Source organism: Paracoccus sp. FO-3 (genome assembly GCF_006386455.1).
Classification (GTDB): domain Bacteria; phylum Pseudomonadota; class Alphaproteobacteria; order Rhodobacterales; family Rhodobacteraceae; genus Paracoccus; species Paracoccus versutus.
Genome location: NZ_VCBQ01000057.1, coordinates 1 through 16,940 on the forward strand (window position 1 = coordinate 1; position 16,940 = coordinate 16,940).

Annotated in this window: 16 protein-coding genes; 9 read left to right on the forward strand and 7 right to left on the reverse strand. The window is 69.6% G+C overall.

What is annotated here, in order from left to right:
• From FE811_RS15950 to FE811_RS15970, 5 genes are all read right to left on the reverse strand, one after another.
• On the reverse strand, positions 1-879 hold an 879-nt coding region (locus tag FE811_RS15950), incomplete at its 3' end, for an iron chelate uptake ABC transporter family permease subunit (protein WP_140848106.1).
• A complete protein-coding gene (locus tag FE811_RS15955) occupies positions 876-1,760 on the reverse strand; it encodes an ABC transporter substrate-binding protein (RefSeq protein WP_140848107.1) in 885 nt (294 codons plus the stop codon). The genes FE811_RS15955 and FE811_RS15950, both read right to left, overlap by 4 nt.
• On the reverse strand, positions 1,754-3,895 hold the full coding sequence (locus tag FE811_RS15960) for a TonB-dependent siderophore receptor (protein ID WP_140848109.1): 2,142 nt from the start codon (positions 3,893-3,895) through the stop codon (positions 1,754-1,756). The genes FE811_RS15955 and FE811_RS15960 overlap by 7 nt, the downstream gene beginning before the upstream one ends.
• Before the next feature lie 84 nt (positions 3,896-3,979).
• Positions 3,980-4,873, reverse strand: coding sequence for an AraC family transcriptional regulator (locus FE811_RS15965; protein WP_072461820.1), 894 nt, complete (start codon positions 4,871-4,873; stop codon positions 3,980-3,982).
• A 212-nt stretch (positions 4,874-5,085) separates the two neighbouring features.
• Positions 5,086-6,234, reverse strand: a complete 1,149-nt coding sequence (locus FE811_RS15970; RefSeq protein ID WP_255469750.1) for an RNA polymerase subunit sigma-54 — start codon at positions 6,232-6,234, stop codon at positions 5,086-5,088.
• A gap of 134 nt (positions 6,235-6,368) precedes the next feature.
• On the opposite strand from FE811_RS15970, the gene FE811_RS15975 reads away from it, so the two are divergent.
• The 8 genes from FE811_RS15975 (at position 6,369) to FE811_RS16010 (ending at position 14,692) form a co-directional block, all read left to right on the forward strand.
• Positions 6,369-7,382 carry an ATP-NAD kinase family protein gene (locus FE811_RS15975; protein ID WP_140848112.1) on the forward strand — a complete coding sequence of 338 codons (1,014 nt, stop codon included), beginning with the start codon at positions 6,369-6,371 and terminating at the stop codon, positions 7,380-7,382.
• A gap of 18 nt (positions 7,383-7,400) precedes the next feature.
• Positions 7,401-8,381 (forward strand): thiamine pyrophosphate-dependent dehydrogenase E1 component subunit alpha, encoded by a 981-nt coding sequence (locus tag FE811_RS15980; RefSeq protein WP_036750496.1) that lies wholly within the window; start codon positions 7,401-7,403, stop codon positions 8,379-8,381.
• A gap of 14 nt (positions 8,382-8,395) precedes the next feature.
• Entirely contained in the window at positions 8,396-9,403 is a 1,008-nt protein-coding gene (locus FE811_RS15985) for an alpha-ketoacid dehydrogenase subunit beta (protein WP_114537387.1), read from the forward strand.
• 1 nt (position 9,404) lies between these two features.
• The gene (locus FE811_RS15990) at positions 9,405-10,508 is read left to right on the forward strand and encodes an acetoin dehydrogenase dihydrolipoyllysine-residue acetyltransferase subunit (RefSeq protein WP_140848113.1); all 1,104 of its coding nucleotides are present in this window, start codon (positions 9,405-9,407) and stop codon (positions 10,506-10,508) included.
• 51 nt (positions 10,509-10,559) lie between these two features.
• Positions 10,560-11,348: an SDR family NAD(P)-dependent oxidoreductase gene (locus FE811_RS15995; protein ID WP_140848115.1), complete on the forward strand. Its 789-nt coding sequence runs from the start codon at positions 10,560-10,562 to the stop codon at positions 11,346-11,348.
• The gene (locus FE811_RS16000) at positions 11,345-11,674 is read left to right on the forward strand and encodes a carboxymuconolactone decarboxylase family protein (RefSeq protein WP_036750486.1); all 330 of its coding nucleotides are present in this window, start codon (positions 11,345-11,347) and stop codon (positions 11,672-11,674) included. Before FE811_RS15995 ends, FE811_RS16000 begins: the two co-directional genes overlap by 4 nt.
• 9 nt (positions 11,675-11,683) lie before the next feature.
• The gene (locus tag FE811_RS16005; protein WP_036750484.1) at positions 11,684-12,757 is read left to right on the forward strand and encodes a 2,3-butanediol dehydrogenase; all 1,074 of its coding nucleotides are present in this window, start codon (positions 11,684-11,686) and stop codon (positions 12,755-12,757) included.
• Positions 12,758-12,835: 78 nt separating this feature from the next.
• Positions 12,836-14,692 carry a sigma-54-dependent Fis family transcriptional regulator gene (locus FE811_RS16010; protein ID WP_140848117.1) on the forward strand — a complete coding sequence of 619 codons (1,857 nt, stop codon included), beginning with the start codon at positions 12,836-12,838 and terminating at the stop codon, positions 14,690-14,692.
• Between the two features lie 37 nt (positions 14,693-14,729).
• Here the strand turns inward: FE811_RS16010 and FE811_RS16015 are convergent, their stop codons facing one another.
• On the reverse strand, positions 14,730-15,176 hold the full coding sequence (locus FE811_RS16015) for an SRPBCC family protein (RefSeq protein ID WP_036750478.1): 447 nt from the start codon (positions 15,174-15,176) through the stop codon (positions 14,730-14,732).
• Positions 15,177-15,238: 62 nt separating this feature from the next.
• Here FE811_RS16015 and FE811_RS16020 point away from each other — a divergent pair, with 62 nt between their 5' ends.
• Complete coding sequence (locus FE811_RS16020; protein ID WP_140848119.1) at positions 15,239-15,598, forward strand: helix-turn-helix transcriptional regulator; 360 nt, start codon at positions 15,239-15,241, stop codon at positions 15,596-15,598.
• A 10-nt stretch (positions 15,599-15,608) separates the two neighbouring features.
• On the opposite strand, the gene FE811_RS16025 is transcribed toward FE811_RS16020, so the two are convergent.
• Positions 15,609-16,793 carry a replication initiation protein gene (locus FE811_RS16025; protein ID WP_140848121.1) on the reverse strand — a complete coding sequence of 395 codons (1,185 nt, stop codon included), beginning with the start codon at positions 16,791-16,793 and terminating at the stop codon, positions 15,609-15,611.
• Positions 16,794-16,940: the final 147 nt, after the last annotated feature.

A 16,940-nucleotide genomic window follows, 5' to 3' on the forward strand; every position in this document is an offset into this window, starting at 1 on the left:
CGCCAGCGCCAGCAGCAGCCCGTCGGCCAGCGACAGCACCAGCGCCCCCGCCAGCGGCGCCAGCATCAGCCGCTGCAGCAGCGTCCGCGCGCCCAGGCTGCGCACGATGGCGGGGGCGGCCAGGCCGACGAAGCCCACCAGCCCGACCTGGGCCGAGACCATGGCCGACAGCGCGACCGCCAGCAGCAGGGTGGCAAAGCGCAGCGGCGCCAGCCGCAGGCCCAGCCCATGCGCGCCCTCGGGGCCCAGCGACATCACCATCAGCGGCCGGGCCAGCGCCGCGGCGGCGGCCAGCGCCGGCACCAGCGCCAGCGCCATGTTCCGGCTGCCCGACCAGTCCACCTGCGCCAGCGCCCCGCCGTTCCACATCACCAGCGACAGCAGGTAATGCCCCTGCGCCAGCGTCATCGCCGTCGCCAGGGCCGAGGCCATCAGCCCCACCAGCATCCCCGCGATCGTCACCGTCACCGGGGCGAACCCCCGCCGCGCGCCCAGCGCCATGACCAGGAAGGTCGCGGCCCCCGCCCCCGCCAGCGCCACCGGCAGGTTGCCCCCGGCCAGCCAGCCGGGCGCATGGATCGTGGCCGCGACGATGGCCAGCTGCGCGCCCGAGGCGGTGCCCAGCGTCGTCGGATCGGCCAGCGGGTTGCGCAGCACCGCCTGCATCAGCGCCCCCGCCAGCCCCAGCGCCGCGCCGGCCAGCAGCGCCAGCACCCCGCGCGGCATCAGCCCATAGGCCAGCAGGATCTGCCCGACCGACATCCCGTCAATCCGCCAGGGCAAGGCCGGCCATTCGGCCAGCGGCAGGGCCGACAGCGCGGCAATCGTCCAAAGCGCCAGCGCCGCCACCGCGCCCCCGACAAGGATCATGCGATTCATCCCCGGCCCTCCAGCGCGGCGACAAGCTCGTGGCCGAAGCGCAGGGCCGAGGGGATGCCGGCAAAGGGCCGCAGTTCCGGCAGGCGATGCACCCGCCCCGCCCTGACCGGCGGCAGGCTGTTCCACAGCGCCGCCGAGCGCAGCGCGCGTTCGACCTGGACCGGTATCGCACCGGCCACCACCAGCCGGGCCTCGGGATATTCGGCCAGCCGCTCCAGCGGGATGGGCGCGGCAAAGGCAAAGCGGGTGCCCCCGGCCCAGGCATTGCGCATCCCCATCGCCTCCAGCGCGCCGCCGAACAGGCTGTCGGTGCCGAAGATGCGGATATGGCGGGAATCGCCCAGCTCGAACAGCAGGCAGGCGCGCCCGGCATGGGGCGCCGCGCGGCCGGCCAGCATGGCGAACTCGGCCGCGGCGGCAGCCTGGACCCGCGTCCCGGCAGCGGCGTCGCCCAGCCGCCCGGCCAGATCCCCCAGCAGCGCCATCACCTTGGGAAAGGCCGGCTCGCCGGGGACGTAAAGCGCGCGGGTAAAGACCGGCGCGATGCGCGCCAGCCGCGGCTCGATGGCGCTGTAATAGCTCGAGGACAGGATCAGGTCGGGCGCGACAAGGCTCAGCGCCTCCAGATTGGGCGCCCCGCGCAGGCCCAGGTCCACGGTCGCGCGCGGCGGCTGCGCCACCGCGGCGTCGCGAAAGGCGATCAGCTCCGCCAGGGCGACGGGCGCATGGCCCAGCGCCATCGCCGTCTCGGCCATGGCCCAGTCCACCGCCGCCAGCCGCATCCCCTGCGCCGCGAAAGCCGGCAGCGCCCCGCCGGCCGCCGCACAGGCGGCAGCCAGAAGGGCGCGTCGCGTCAATCCCTTGCCGGACAGTGTCACCATTTACGCGTCAAGCTTGCCTGCACGGTTCGTCCGTCGCCATAATAGCTGGAGTTCAGCCCGACGGCCGAAATATAGGTCTCGTCCGTCACGTTGTTGATGTTCAGCCGGCCGACGATGCCGTTTTCCCATTCGTAGCTTGCGCCCAGGTCCACCAGCGTCACCGCCTCGAGCCGCTGCGTATTCGCGTCCGAGGACCAGCGAGAGCCGATATGGCGGATACCGCCGCCCAGTTGCAACCCCTGCATCGCGCCGGATTGGAATTCGTGCGACAGCCACAGGCTGGCGGCATGGCGCGGGGTGTTCGCCAGCTCGTTGCCATCGTTGTCGCCCGAAATCTCGGTCGAGGCATAGGTGTAGGCGCCCTTCAGCGACCAGCCCTCGGCCAGTTCGGCCACGCCCTCCAGTTCCAGCCCGCGGATGCGCGCCTCGCCGATCTGGCGGGTGCCGGTGATCGGCCGCCCGCCGATCTCCTCGGTGACGGTGGTGTTGCGGTCGGTCTCGCGCAGGTCGTAAAGCGCCGCGGTGAACAGCCCGTCGAAGGCGGTGGGTTCGTATTTGGCGCCAAGTTCGACCTGCTTGCCATGGGTCGGCTTCAGCGGGTTGTTGTCGATGTCGAAGCCGGGCTGCGGCAGATACGAGGTCGAATAGGCGGCATAGACCGAAACGCCGTTGTCCCAAAGATAGCCCAGTCCCAGATGGCCGGTCAGCTGCTGGTCGTCGCGGGCATAGTCGGTGGTGCCGTAATTCGTCGCGCTCTGGCCGCTTTGCCGGGTCCATTCATGGCGCAGCCCGGCGGTCGCGCGCCAGTTGCCATATTCGATCTCGTCCAGCGCATAGATGCCGATCTGCCGCGCATCGACGGATTTGTTCGCCGTATACCAGGGCGCCTCCACGGTGACGCTGCCATAGGACGGCGCGACATAGTCGATGGGGGAAACGGTGGAAAAGCCGGTATAGGCGCGCTCCTTCAGCTTCTGCGCATCGACGCCGAAGGTCAGGTCATGCGTCATCGCGCCCGAGGTGACGCGGCCCGCCAGCCGCAGGTCGGTGGCGATGGTGCGGAAGCTTTCCCGCTGGTTGATGACGCCGCGTCCGACCAGGGTGCCGCCGACCAGCGGGTTCAGGTAGATGCCGTCGTAATCCCAGTCGAAATCGGTATAGCGGAAGGTGTTGTTCAGCCGCCAGCCATTGCCGAAATCATGCGTCAAGCCAAAGCCGAGCGTGGCCATCTTGCGGTCGCTGAAATTGACCGAATCGTCGCCGAAATAGAACTCGCGCAGATCCTTGGCATCGACCAGGCCGACCAGTTCGTTCGGCACGCCCGTGGGCGAGATCGGCGCGTCGTCGTGATAGCTGGCCATCAGTTCCAACTCGGTCGCCTCGCTCAGCGCAAAGCTGGCCGACAGGCCCAGATAGGCGCGCTTGTTGTCGATTTCCTCGACATCGGTCTTGTCATTGCCGCCCTTGGCGGTGATGCGATAGGCGAAGCGGTCGTCGACCACCCGGTTCGCATCGCCGAAAGCCGAGGCCGAGCCCTTGCTGTCCAGGCTGAACCCCAGCTCGGTGAAATCGCCATCGGCCTGGGCGCGCTTTTGCACCATGTTGACCAGGCCCGCCGGCGTGCCGGCCCCATAAAGCACCGAGGCCGGGCCGCGCAGCACCTCGACCCGCTCCAGCCCGTAAAGCTCGAACGCCGGGGCGCTGGTCGGGAACTGGGTCGAGCGCATCAGCCGCAACCCGTCCAGGAACTTGTCGTTCTCCAGGTTGAAGCCGCGCAGGAACAGGCTGTCGAAACGCGGATCGCCGCCGTAGTTCTCGGTCACGACGCCGGCGGAATAGCTCAGCGCCTCGGCCAGGTTCGTCGCGCCCTGCTCTTCGATCTGGGCGCGGGGCACGACCGAGACCGAGGATTGCGTCTCTAGGATCGGCCGGCCGGTCTTGGTCGTGGCCGATGAATGCGCGACCGTGCCCTCCAGGGGCGCGCTGGGGTTTTCGAACCCCTCGATCGTGACGGTATCCAGCACGATCGCCCCCATGAAGGTCTGGCGGGGATCCTGCTGGTCCTGGGCAAAGGCGCTGGTCGCCGCGACGGCAAGGACGCTGGCGCCGAGAAGGAGCGGTTGGGCTTTGTTCATCTTGACCTGTTCTGTCCGCGAAAGTTTCCGAGCTATTAACTCGGGTATTTCCCGGCTGTCTTGAACGAGACCGCTGCGATTTGTTCAGGAATCCTGCAATCCGGCGCGGCGCCAGACCGAAGGCGGCATGCCGTGGACGGCGCGGAAGGCGCGCGACAGATGCGCCTGGTCGGCGAACCCGGTCGCATAGGCGATGTCGGCCAGCGACAGGGCCGGGTCGCGCATCATGTCGCAGGCCGCCTTCAGCCGCAGGCCGGCCTGCCAGCGTTGCGGCGTCTCGTTGCGCGATTGCTTGAAGGCGTGGAAGAACCGGCTTTCCGAAAGCCCGGCGATCCTGGCCATCTCGGCCACGGTGACATGCCGGTTCAGGTTCTGGTGCAGGTGGCGCTCCAGGGCGGCCAGCCGGCGCGCGGAAAGCCCGCCGCTGGCCGGGGCGGATGGCCGGGCCTCGGCATCGGTGGCGAAGATCTCGCCCAGCGTGGCCGAAAGCAGCGCGTCGATCAGCATGTCGCCCCGGCGCGGGGCGCGGACCTCGTCGGCGGCCAGCTGGCCCAGATGGGTCAGGCTGTCGCCCTGCCCGATCAGCCGCGGCATGGACAGGTCCGGCCGGATGTTCGAGGCCGCCAGCCGCTGCTGCAAGGCGCCGCCTTCCAGGTGGAAGTCCAGATGCATCTTTTCATGCCCGGCCTCGATGCGGCTCCACAGCGGGACGCCGGCCGGGACATACAGCGCCTGGATGCCGCGATGCTCGGCCTGGTCCGCGCCGGTGCGCAGCGCCAGCGGCGGCGGCGCCTCGCCCAGGAAGATCACGATGCGCGGATCCGGCGCGATGTAGAACCCGCCGCCGCCCGCCTCGCCCCGGACCGACCAGACATCCGCGATCGCGCCGCAAAAGCGGCGGAAGGACAGCGGCGCCAGGGTTCGCAGCCCGTGGATGCGGGTCTCCATCCGGGGGCGAAACTCTCTGTGGGGCGACATCTTCTCCTGCCTGGGTGCGTTGCTGGAAATTGCGGGCGCGGCCACGGGTCCGGCGCGGTGAATTGTTGATTGAAAAAGTCTGAATTGCAAGGCGCCTTGCCGGGCCAACGCTGCGGCACGGGCGGGCCTGCCCCGATCCGACAGATTTCCCTCGCCCGGACAGGGCCTTGCGGCATCGGCACGATGCCGCCGCCGGGAAACGCGGCCGCCCGCTAGGGACGCGGCTTGCCCAGGATGGCGCGGTATTTGCCGACGGTGCGGCGCGCCAGCGGCATGCCGCGCCGCGCCAGCGCCGCGGCCAGCCTTGCATCCGAAAGCGGCTCGGCCCTGGGCCAGTTCTCGATCAGCGCCGCCAGGAGGCGCAGGACGCTTTCGCGGTCCACGCCCGGCAGGCGCGGGCTGACCGGCGCGGGCAGCAGATCGCGCAAGGGCACGGTCCCGCGCGGCGCCCGGATCGCCACCCCGGCAACCGCGCGGCTGACGGTGCTTTTGTCCAGCCCCAGCCTTTCGGCAAGCGCGGTCATCGTCAGCGGCCGCAGCCGCCCCCGGCCCAGCAGCCATGGCCCCTGCACCTCGGCCAGGACCAGGCCGATGCGCCACAGCGTGCCCGCCCGGCCCTCGACCGCCGCGACCAGCGCCTGCGCGGCGCCGCGATCCGCCCCATCACCCGCGCCGTCCCCCGCCCCATCGCGCAGCGCCAGCCCGGTCGGCGCGCTCCAGCGCAGCGCGCCCTCGGGCGTCAGCTCCAGCTCGGGCGGCGCCGGCGCCGGGTCGTCGGACAGCGGACAGGGGGCCAGCCGGCGCAGATCCTCCAGCATCCCCGCCGCGTCCTCCAGGTCGCAGCCGCAATGCGCGGCGATGGCGGCAAGATCCGCAGCCGCCGCCAGGTCCAGCCGGTCCAGCAGCGTCGCGATCATCGGGTCGAAGCGGCCGCGGGCCTCAAGCCCCAGCCGCAGATGCTCGGCAAGCGAGCGGGCAAAGACGCCGGGCGGGTCGAGCCCCTGCAGCCGCGGCAACAGCGCCTCGATCGCCTCGGCGCTGCAGCACAGCCAGCCCGCGACCTCGGGCAGGGGGTCGGCGATCCAGCCGCGCTCGTCCAGGCAATGCACCAGGGCGCGGGCGATGCGCGCCTCGTCCGGGCGCAGGCGCATCAGCCCGACCTGATCCAGCAGCGCCTGCCGCACCGAGACGACCGCCGCAGGCTCGGCCGCCGCCGAAAGGGCAAGGAAGGGGTTGGCCGCCGCCTCATGGCGCAGGCGCCGGCGCAGCCTGGCGCCGTCCATGCGCAGCACCTCCAGCGACAGCCGCATCTGCTGGCTCAGCGACAGGCCCCTGATCTGGCGCTGCTCCTGCCGTTGCACGGCCCCCACCCCCTTGCTTGCGTCCTGCGACAGGTGTTGCAGCCCCTGCGACACCTGCGCCCCAAAAACCCCGGCAATTCCCGTTCCCGAACCTGGCACCGCCGTTGCTTGCATGATGGTCGGGAGGAAGGGACATGGTCAAGGTCGGCATCATCGCCAATCCGATTTCGGCCCGCGACATTCGCAGGGTGATTTCGCACGCGGGCAACCTGCCCATCAACGACCGCGCCAATATCGTGCTGCGCATGATGGCGGGGCTGGCGGCGTCCGGGGTGCAGGAGGTGGTGGTGATGCCGGAAAACGGCGGCATCCGCTTTCACCTGGAACGCAGCATCCGGCGCGAGGCGCGGCTGGGCCACGCCAATTTCCCGCAGCTGCGCTACCTGGACATGCCCGTCACCGCCACGCCCGAGGACAGCGCCCGCGCCGCCCGGATGATGGCGGCCGAAGGCGTCGCGGCCATCGTGGTGCTGGGTGGCGACGGCACCAACCGCGTCGTCGTGGGCGCCTGCGGCAAGGTGCCGGTGGCCGGCGTCTCGACCGGGACCAACAACGCCTTCCCGGAACTGCGCGAGCCGACGATCACCGGCCTGGCCGTCGGGCTGGCCGCGACCGGACAGGTGCCCCCGGACGTGGCGCTGCGCCCGAACAAATGGCTGGAGGTCACGCTGAACGACCGGCGCGAGATCGCGCTGGTGGACGTCGCCGTGGTCGAGGATCGTTTCGTCGGCGCCCGCGCCATCTGGAAGACCGCGGGCTTTCGCGACCTCTTCGTGACCTTCGGCCTGCCGCAGGCCATCGGCATGTCCGCCATCGCCGGGCTCTGCGACCCGGTGGACCGCGCCGCGCCCGAGGGCCGCCATATCCGCCTGTCGCCCGACGCGCCGCGCCAGCTGCTTGCCCCCATCGCGCCCGGCCTGATCGACCGGCTGGGCATCGCTGGGGTCGCGCGCATGGCGCCGGGCCAGGCGCATGTGCCCTCGATCCCCGCCGGTTCGCTGGCCTTCGACGGCGAACGCGAGCTGACCTTCACCGAAAGCGACCAGGTCTCGGTGCGGCTGGTGCCCGACGCCTTCCGCACCATCGACGTGCCCGCCTGCATGGCCCATGCGGCCGCGGCCGGGCTGTTCATCCGCAACCCAGACTGAACCATAAGGGAGGAGTTCATGTCCAATCCGTTTCCGCTGCCCAAGGAACGGCTGCTCGACGCTTATCGCAAGATGCGCACCATCCGCGATTTCGAAGAGCGGCTGCATGTCGATTTCGCCCGCGGCGAGATCCCCGGTTTCGTCCACCTCTATGCCGGCGAAGAGGCGACGGCGGTGGGCATCATGATGCATCTGCACGACCGCGACCGCATCGCCTCGACCCATCGCGGCCACGGCCATTGCATCGCCAAGGGCGTCGACGTCAAGGCGATGATGGCCGAGATCTATGGCAAGGCCACCGGCTGCTGCGCCGGCAAGGGCGGCTCGATGCATATCGCCGACCTGTCGCTGGGGATGATGGGCGCGAACGGCATCCTTGGCGCCGGCGCGCCCCTGGTCTGCGGCGCGGCGCTGGCAGCGCAGAAGCTGGGCCATGACGGCGTCGGCATCACCTTCTTCGGCGACGGCGCCTCGAACCAGGGCACGGTGCTGGAAAGCATGAACCTGGCCGCGATCTGGAACCTGCCGGTGATCTTCGTGGTGGAAAACAACGGCTATGCCGAATCGACCTCGGTCGATTACGCCACCGCCTCGGACAGCTACGTCGACCGGGCGACGGGCTTCGGCATGCCGGGGATCACCGTCGACGGCCTCGACTTCTTCGCCGTCCACGAAGCCGCGGGCGAAGTCATCCGCCGCGCCCGCGAAGGCGCCGGCCCGACGCTGCTGGAATGCAAGAACGTGCGCTTCTTCGGCCATTTCGAAGGCGACGCCCAGACCTACAAGGCGCCGGGCGAGAACGAATACAACCGCGCCCACAACGACTGCCTGACGCTGTTTCGCCAGAAGGTGACGGAAGCCGGGGTGATCTCGGACGCCGAGCTGGACGCCATCGACGCCGAGGTGGCGGCGCTGATCGACGAGGCCGTGGCCGAGGCCATCGCCGCGCCGCTGCCCGAGGCCGCGAAACTGACCGCCGACGTCTATGTGAGCTATTGAGGGAGGGACGGAACATGGCACGCATCATCAGCATGAAGGACGCGGTGAACGAGGCGCTGGATCAGGAGATGACCCGCGACCCCACCGTCATCATGATGGGCGAGGACATCGTCGGCGGCGCCGGCGCGCAGGGCGAGGACGACGCCTGGGGCGGCGTCCTGGGCGTCTCCAAGGGGCTTTACGCCAAGCATCCGAACCAGATGATCGACACGCCGCTGTCGGAAAGCGCCTATGTCGGCGCCGCCATCGGCGCGGCGACGGCGGGGCTGCGGCCGGTGGCGGAACTGATGTTCGTCGATTTCATCGGCGTCTGCCTGGACCAGGTCTTCAACCAGGCGGCGAAGTTCCGCTACATGTTCGGCGGCAAGGCGGAAACGCCGGTGGTGATCCGGGCCATGTGCGGCGCCGGTTTCCGCGCCGCCGCCCAGCACAGCCAGATGCTGACGCCGCTGTTCACGCATATCCCCGGCCTCAAGGTCGTCTGCCCCTCGAACGCCTATGACTGCAAGGGGCTGCTGATCCAGGCGATCCGGGACAACGACCCGGTGATCTTCCTCGAACACAAGAACCTCTACGCCAGCACGGCGGATGTGCCCGAGGAACCCTATGCCATCCCCTTCGGCGAGGCGAACATCGTCCGCGAGGGCGGCGACGCCACCATCGTCACCTATGGCCAGATGGTCGGCCGCTCGCTGGAGGCCGCCGAGCTGCTGAAGAAGGACGGCGTGGAGGTCGAGGTGATCGACCTGCGCACGCTGTCGCCCATCGACATGGACACGGTGCTGGAAAGCGTCGAGGCGACCGGCCGGCTGGTCTGCGTGGACGAGGCGAACCCGCGCTGCTCGATCGCCGCCGACATCGCCGCCACCGTGGCGCAGGACGCCTTCGACGCGCTCAAGGCCGCCGTGCAGATGGTGACGCCGCCGCATGCGCCGGTGCCCTTCTCGCCCTCGCTCGAGGACAGCTACGTGCCCTCGGCCGAGCGCATCGCCGCGGCCGTCCGCAAGACGATGGAGAACTGACATGGCGGATATCACCCCGATCCTGATGCCGAAATGGGGCCTGTCGATGAAAGAGGGCAAGCTGGCCGCCTGGCATGTGGCCGAGGGCGCCGAGATCAGCCCCGGCGACGAGATCATGGATGTCGAGACCGACAAGATCGCCAATGTGGTCGAGGCCGCCGACGGCGGTCTCCTGCGCCGCCGCGTCGGCGTCGAGGGCGAGACCTATCCGGTGCGCGCGCTGCTGGCGGTGATGGCGCCGCCCTCGGTCCCCGAGGATCAGATCGACGCCTATGTCGCCGCCTACCAGACCCCCTCGGCCGGCGGCGACGAGGGCGAGGAAGGCCCCGGCTACCAGTTCGCCGACCTGCCCATGGGCCGCATCCGCTATGCCGAGCGGCCGGGCGAGGGCGTGCCCCTGATCCTGATCCACGGCTTCGGCGGCGACCTGGACAACTGGCTCTTCAACATCGACGCGCTGGCGGAAACCGCGCCCGTCTATGCCCTGGACCTGCCCGGCCACGGCCAGTCGGTGAAATCGGCGCAACCGGCAGGGCTCGACCTGATGGTGTCGACCGTCGTCGCCTTCATGGACCACCTGGGCATCGGCCGGGCGCATCTGGCCGGCCATTCCATGGGCGGGCTGGTCGCCGGCACGCTGGCGGCGCGGCATCCCGACCGCGCGGCCTCGGTCACGCTGATCTGTCCGGCCGGCCTGGGCGCCGAGATCAATGCCGGTTACATCGACGGCTTCGTCCAGGCGACCGGGCGGCGCGATCTCAAGCCGGTGCTGGCGCATCTGTTCAACGACCAGTCCCTGGTCAGCCGCGCCATGGTCGAGGACCTGCTGAAATACAAGCGCCTGGACGGCGTGCCGGACTTCCTGGCCGAGCTGTCGGGGAACCTGTTCCGCCAGGGCCGCCAGGCCGAGCAGGTCGCCGGGGCGCTGGCCGCCTCGGGCGTGGCCGCGCAGGTGATCTGGGGCGAGGCCGATGCCGTCATCCCCGCCGCCCATGCCGCCGCGCTGCCCGGCGCCCAGGTCAGCGTGATCCCCGATGCGGGCCACATGGTCCAGATGGAGCAATCGGCCGAGGTGAACCGCCTGATCCGCGACTTCATCGCCTGAACCGGCGGCCGCCCCGCATCCGGGGCGGCCCTTTGCAATGGGAGGAAAGACATGAGCAATTCCGTCGAGGGCCGCAGCATCATCGTCACCGGCTCGGGGCGCGGCATCGGCCGCTCGATCGCCGAGGGGCTGGCGCAGGCCGGCGCCCGCGTGGTGATCGCCGACATCGCCGCCGATACCGCCCAGGCCACCGCCGCCGAGATCCGCGCCGCGGGCGGGCAGGCCATCGGCCTTGCCGTCGATGTGACCGACCGCGCCAGCACGCGCGAGCTGATCGCCCGCACCGTCGCCGAACATGGCCGGCTGGACGCCATGTTCAACAATGCCGGCATCGCGCAGGTCAAGCCGTTCAACGACATCACCGAAGCGGACTGGCACCGCGTCATGGACGTGAACGCCATGGGCGTGCTGATCGGCATCCAGGAGGCGGCACGGCAGTTCATCGCCCAGGGCGGCGGCGGCAAGATCGTCAACACCGCCTCGATCGCCGGCAAGCAGGGCTACGAGCCGCTGGCGCATTACTCGGCCAGCAAGTTCGCCGTGGTGGCGCTGACCCAGGCCGCCGCCCGCGCCTTCGGCAAGCACGGCATCTGCGTCAACGCCATCTGCCCCGGCGTGGTCGCCACCGACATGTGGAAGCTGATCGACAAGGGCTTCAAGGACGAGGGGCTGACCCAACGCGACAACGAGGCATTCGAGGGCTTTTCCGCCGACATCCTGCTGGGCCGCCCCTCGCGCCCCGAGGATCTGGCGGGCGTCTCGATCTTCCTCGCCTCGGCCGGGTCGGACTACATGACCGGGCAAAGCCTGGTCGTCGACGGCGGCATGGTGCTGCTATGAGCGCGAAACAGAAACTGGCCGAGATGAACGCCCGCGCCGCCGCGCTCTACAAGGCCGACGGCAAGACCATGTCCGCATTCCGCGGCCTGATGGCCGCCGCGAACCGCGAGGGCAAGCTCGGCCCGGCGATGAAGGAGATGATCGCCCTTGCCGTCGCCGTCGGGCGCGGCTGCGAGGATTGCATCATCTTCCACACCGCCGAGGCCAAGTCCCATGGCGCCAGCCGCGACGAGTTCGTCGAGGTTCTGGCCATCGCCATCGAGATGTCCGGCGGGCCGGGCACGGTCTATGCCGCCAAGGCGCTGGCCGCCTATGACGAATTGTGAGGCATCCCCATGAAAGCATTGCGTTTCCACGCCGCCAAGGATCTGCGGATCGAGGATATTCCCGAACCGCCCCGGCCCGGCCCCGGCCAGGTGCTGATCCGAAACCGCTATGTCGGCATCTGCGGCACCGACCTGCATGAATATGCCTCGGGCCCGATCTTCATCCCGACCGAGCCGCATCCCTATTCCGGCGCCCATGGCCCGCAGGTGCTGGGCCACGAGTTCGGCGGCGAGGTCGTGGCGGTGGGCGAGGGCGTGACCAAGGTCGCGCCCGGCGACCGGGTGGCAGTGCAGCCGCTGATCATGCCGCGCGGCGGCGAATATTTCGCCGACCGGGGCTGGCACAACCTTTCGGGCAGCCTGGCGCTGGTCGGGCTGTCCTGGGTCTCGGGCGGCATGGCCGAGATGGCGCTGCTCAACGACTACAATGTCGAGAAGATCCCCGACGGCATGACCGACGAAGAGGCCGCGCTGGTCGAGCCGACCGCCGTCTGCGTCTATGCCTGCGACCGCGGCCGGATCACGGCGGGGAACTCGGTGCTGGTCACGGGCGCCGGCCCCATCGGCATCCTGGCGCTGCTGACCGCGCGGGCCTTCGGCGCGACGCGGCTGTTCGTGTCGGATGTGAACGACACGCGGCTGGCGCTCGCCGCCGAGGTGGTGCCCGGCGTCGTCGCCATCAACCCGGCGCGCGAGGATGTGGGCGAGCGGGTGCGCGCCGGCACGCAGGACGGCATCGGCTGCGACGTGGCGCTGGAATGCGTCGGCAACGACCGCGCGCTGCAATCCTGCCTCGACGCGGTGCGCAAGCAGGGGGTGATCGTGCAGACCGGGCTGCATCCCGGCAAGGGCAGCGTGGATTTCTTCCAGCTGACCTTCAAGGATGCCGAGATCCGCGGCTCGTGGTGCTATCCGACCCATGGCTGGCCGCGCACCATCGAGCTGATCGCCTCGGGCGCCATCCCGGCCAAGCGGGTTGTGACCCGGCGCATCGCGCTGGACCAGGCCGTGGCCCAGGGGTTCGAGGCGCTCCTGGACCCCGCCGGCACCCAGCTGAAGATCCTGATCGACCTGTCGCGCTGAGTCCTGCCGCCGCGGCAAAGTTTTCCACCCGGCGCGGCCAAGCCGTGCTATCGTCGCGCCGGGCTTTGGGAGGAGCCGATGGGAGGTATGCAGGACACGGGGACGCATGTCCTTGAAATCTTTCGCGCGGCCGAAGGGCAATCCTCGCGCCGCGACGCGGATGTTCTGGCGTCCTGGCGGCGCTGCGTGAACGAACACCGGCTTGACCCGACCCGGCACCTGGGACCGCGCATCGTCACCCAGGGCGAGCTGCGCCAGCACCGCCAGGAATCCGAGGAACTGCTGCGCACGGCCCGGCACGGGATGGAGGATCTGTATCGCCGGGTCAACTCGATGGGCTATGTGCTGCTGCTGGCCAATGCGCGCGGCGTGACCGTGGACGCCATCGGCGACGCGCAGCTGGACCGCGAATTGCGCCATGCCGGGCTGATCACCGGCTCGGAATGGCACGAGCGCGACGTCGGCACCAACGGCGTCGGCGCCTGCCTGGCCTCGGGCCGGGCGATCACCGTGCATCGCAGCGATCATTTCGACGTGACGCTGACGCCGCTGTCCTGCACGGCGGTCCCGATCCACGACACCCAGGGCAACCTGATGGGCGTGCTGGACCTGTCGCACCTGCACGCGCCGCAGGACAAGATCAGCCAGGCGCTGACGCTGGAGGTGATGAAATCCTGCGCCCGCCGCATCGAGATGGCGAACCTGGTCTGCAACCACCGCTCGGACTGGATCCTGCGGCTGCATCCCTCGCCCGAATTTCTGGACGTGGACCCGATGGCGGCGGTGGCGGTCGGCGCGGACGGCCGCATCACCGGCATGACCCATAACGCGCATGAGTTGGTGAACCGCGATCTGATCGGCCGCCCCTTCAGCGAGGTCTTCGCCCATGAATTCGAGGATCTGCCGGTGCTGTCCGCGGCCCTGGCCCCGGTCGAGGGCGTGCTGGAGATGCAGTCGGGCGGCATCCTCTTCGCCCGCGCCGTGCCGCCCACCGCGCCGCCGCGCAGCCCCGCCGGCGCGGCCGCCCTGCCCGCGCCGCTGCTTGCCATTCACGGCGGCGACCCCGCCATGCAGCGCCTGGCCGAGCGCGCCGCCAAGGTGGTGGACCGCAAGATCAGCGTGATCCTGCGCGGCGAGACCGGGACCGGCAAGGAATTCATCGCCCGCGCGATGCACCAGTCCTCGCGCCGGCGCGGCCCCTTCGTGGCCATCAACTGCGCCGCCCTGCCCGAGGCGCTGATCGAATCCGAACTGTTCGGCTATGTCCCGAACGCCTTCACCGGCGCCCATGCGCGCGGCAAGAAGGGCCTGATCCACCAGGCGAACGGCGGCACGCTTTTCCTGGACGAGATCGGCGACATGTCCCTGCCCCTGCAGGGCCGGCTGCTGCGCGTGCTGGCCGAGCACGAGGTGCTGCCCGTCGGCGGAACCCGCGTCGAGCCGGTGGACATCCGCGTCATCTCGGCCTCGCATCGCGACCTGGCGGCGCAGGTGGCCGAGGGCAGCTTCCGCCAGGATCTCTTCTATCGCCTGAACGGGCTGGTGCTGGACGTGCCCCCGGTGCGCGCCCGCGCCGACCTGGAATGGCTGATCGACCGCATCGCCGCCGCGACCGAGGAAAGGATCGGCTTCACGCCCGCCGCCAGGCAGCGGCTGCTGGCCCATGACTGGCCGGGCAACGTGCGGGAAATCATCAACGTCTGCGAACTCTGCGCAGCCCTGTGCGAGGGCCGCCCGGTCCAGCCGGACGACCTGCCCGCCCATATCGCCGCCGCCGCGGGGCAGCCGGACCGGCAATCGGAACATGAGCTGCTGGAATGCCTCAGGCAATGCCGCGGCAACCTGTCGGCGGCAGCGCGGCTGGCCGGGGTCGATCGCTCGACCTTCTACCGCAGGCTGCACCGCGCCGGCCTGATGGACCGCCGGCAAGGCTAGGCGGCGGCGGTGGTGGCGGAAAGACCCGCCACCCGGCCTATTTGTAGAAGCCTTCGCGCAGGGTGATGCCGTGTTCCAGCCAGGCCTTCATCGCGCAAAGCATCCCGGTCCAGCCCTCGCAATTGCCCAGGCAGCCCTTCAGCCCGGCCTCGGTCTCGGGCCAGCCGTATTCGCTGATCCGCACCAGCGTGCGCCCGTCCTCCAGCGGGTGAAAAGTCATGGTCACGGTGGTCCAGACGCGCGGCTCGCCCTCGGCCTCCCATTGCAGGACGATGCGCTCGTCGGGCACCACCTCCTGCACCAGCACCGGAAAGGCGCCGGGGAAATCGTGGAAGTCCCAGCTTACCTCGGCCCCGGCCTCCAGCCGCCCTTTGGCGCCGCCGGTGGTGAAGAATTTCGACAGGCTGCCGGGGTTCACCACGGCCTCGAACACCTCGCCGACCGGCTTGGCGATCCGGCCGCTGACGGTGAATTTCAGTTCCATGCGACGATCCTCCTTGTTCTGCCCTCCTTGCCCCGCATCCCATAATGTTATAGAAACATAACATGTCAACCGAAGATCAGGACGACGCGCTGTTCAAGGCGCTGGGGCACCGGGTGCGGCGGCAATTGCTCGACCGGCTCAAGGCGGGCCCCCAGACCACCGGCGGGCTGTGCGATGCGCTGCCGCAACTGGACCGCTGCACGGTCATGCAGCACCTGCGGGTGCTGGAGGCGGCCGGGCTGGTCGTGGTCGAGCGCCGCGGCCGCGAAAGGTGGAACCACCTCGACGCGCTGCCGATCCAGGCGTTGCGGGACCGCTGGATCGGCCCCTATGCCGCCCATGCCGCCGCCATGCTGGCCGGGCTGAAACGGGCAGCGGAAGACGGGCAGCCGCAGGACCGCGACAAGGCCCTGCCGAACTAGGCGCGCACCCTCAGACCTCTTCCAACCCGTCCAGCAGGCCGGGGGACATCTCTTCCCAGAAGGCGGCGATGCGGATGGCGTTCAGCGGCGACATCCAGGCGTGCTTTTCGAAATCCTCGCGCATGCGCGCATCGGACAGCTGCGCCAGGAACAGCCGCTTGTCGGCATCGCGCTGGGTGGGCGTGCGGGCCTTCACCGCGTCCAGGATGCGGCGCAGCCGCTCGGCCCGCGGGTTCGGGGCCGCATCCCCTGCCCGCTCGGCCGCGGCGCCGAAATTCCCCTCCAGCGCCGCGGTCAGGTAGCCGAGCTTGCTTTTGACGTTCTTGCGCGTCTCGACATAATCCAGCTTTTCCAGCACCTGCTCTTCGCCATGCGCCGAAAGCCATTGCCGCGCCAGCCGGTCGCTGACCCCCAGGCCGCGCAGCCGGGCATAGACCGCGCCGTGCCGCATCCCCTCGCCGTCGTCCATGTCCAGGATCGCCAGCTGCGGATTTTCCTTGATGCGAAAGCGGATCTCCGTCACCACCCTGCCCTGCTTGCGCGTCTCGGGCGTCACCAGGATGTTGCTGGTGCGGTTCACCTCGTCCACGGCGGGCTTGATGACCTTGGCGTTCAGGTGCTTGAAGGTCTCGTAATAGGCCGAGCCCTCGACCCCCATCAGCCGCCGGAACAGGTCCAAGGGCCACCAGCCGGTCGAGCCGGTCCTGACGAAGCGATAGCAGTTCTCGTAAAGCGCCAGCGCGTGCCCGCTGGTGAAGCGGCGCTGGATGTTCAGGTTGATCAGCGCAAAGACCTTGGGATCGTGCAACTTTTCCGCCAGGGCCGGGGAATAGGCGTATTCGCAGATCCCGCCCTTCAGCTTGGCATAGCTCAAGAGGCTGCTGACCCCCCATTCCTGCTGGCCCTTTTCGTCCAGCATGTCCCATTCGGCGACCGTCTCGGCCAGGCCGCGCAGCGACTGCTTCAGCGTGTCCATGTCGTTGCTGTTGTAGCCGATCATCAGGCACAGCGTGCGCGCGTCGATCTGGTGGCGCGCGCGGCTGATCAGCGTGTCATAGGCATTGAGCAGCAGCACGTTCGACAGCTTGCGCTGCAGCAGCGTCAGCTTGCCCGAGACATGGATCGCCGCCACGTGCTTCTTGACCGCCCCCCGGCGCAGCGCGCCCGAAAGCTGGTCGCGAGGAATATCCCCCATCGCCCTGCCCTTCTTGTCGTTGCGCCGATTATGCCCGATCAGGTACCTCGCCACAACCGCCATCCGGGTTCCCATGATCCGGGAAATCCCATCCCGCAGATGGGTGCCTTTGCCGCGCCCGGCCCGGAAAGGCACCCGTTTACGGGG

Bases quoted from the DNA above. Each gene is read 5' to 3' on its own strand.
- FE811_RS15955 (WP_140848107.1), bottom strand. From the start codon at position 1,760: ATGGTGACACTGTCCGGCAAGGGATTGACGCGACGCGCCCTTCTGGCT.
- FE811_RS15960 (WP_140848109.1), bottom strand. From the start codon at position 3,895: ATGAACAAAGCCCAACCGCTCCTTCTCGGCGCCAGCGTCCTTGCCGTC.
- FE811_RS15965 (WP_072461820.1), bottom strand. From the start codon at position 4,873: ATGTCGCCCCACAGAGAGTTTCGCCCCCGGATGGAGACCCGCATCCAC.
- FE811_RS15975 (WP_140848112.1), top strand. From the start codon at position 6,369: ATGGTCAAGGTCGGCATCATCGCCAATCCGATTTCGGCCCGCGACATT.
- FE811_RS15980 (WP_036750496.1), top strand. From the start codon at position 7,401: ATGTCCAATCCGTTTCCGCTGCCCAAGGAACGGCTGCTCGACGCTTAT.
- FE811_RS15985 (WP_114537387.1), top strand. From the start codon at position 8,396: ATGGCACGCATCATCAGCATGAAGGACGCGGTGAACGAGGCGCTGGAT.
- FE811_RS15990 (WP_140848113.1), top strand. From the start codon at position 9,405: ATGGCGGATATCACCCCGATCCTGATGCCGAAATGGGGCCTGTCGATG.
- FE811_RS15995 (WP_140848115.1), top strand. From the start codon at position 10,560: ATGAGCAATTCCGTCGAGGGCCGCAGCATCATCGTCACCGGCTCGGGG.
- FE811_RS16000 (WP_036750486.1), top strand. From the start codon at position 11,345: ATGAGCGCGAAACAGAAACTGGCCGAGATGAACGCCCGCGCCGCCGCG.
- FE811_RS16005 (WP_036750484.1), top strand. From the start codon at position 11,684: ATGAAAGCATTGCGTTTCCACGCCGCCAAGGATCTGCGGATCGAGGAT.
- FE811_RS16010 (WP_140848117.1), top strand. From the start codon at position 12,836: ATGGGAGGTATGCAGGACACGGGGACGCATGTCCTTGAAATCTTTCGC.
- FE811_RS16015 (WP_036750478.1), bottom strand. From the start codon at position 15,176: ATGGAACTGAAATTCACCGTCAGCGGCCGGATCGCCAAGCCGGTCGGC.
- FE811_RS16020 (WP_140848119.1), top strand. From the start codon at position 15,239: ATGTCAACCGAAGATCAGGACGACGCGCTGTTCAAGGCGCTGGGGCAC.
- FE811_RS16025 (WP_140848121.1), bottom strand. From the start codon at position 16,793: ATGGGGGATATTCCTCGCGACCAGCTTTCGGGCGCGCTGCGCCGGGGG.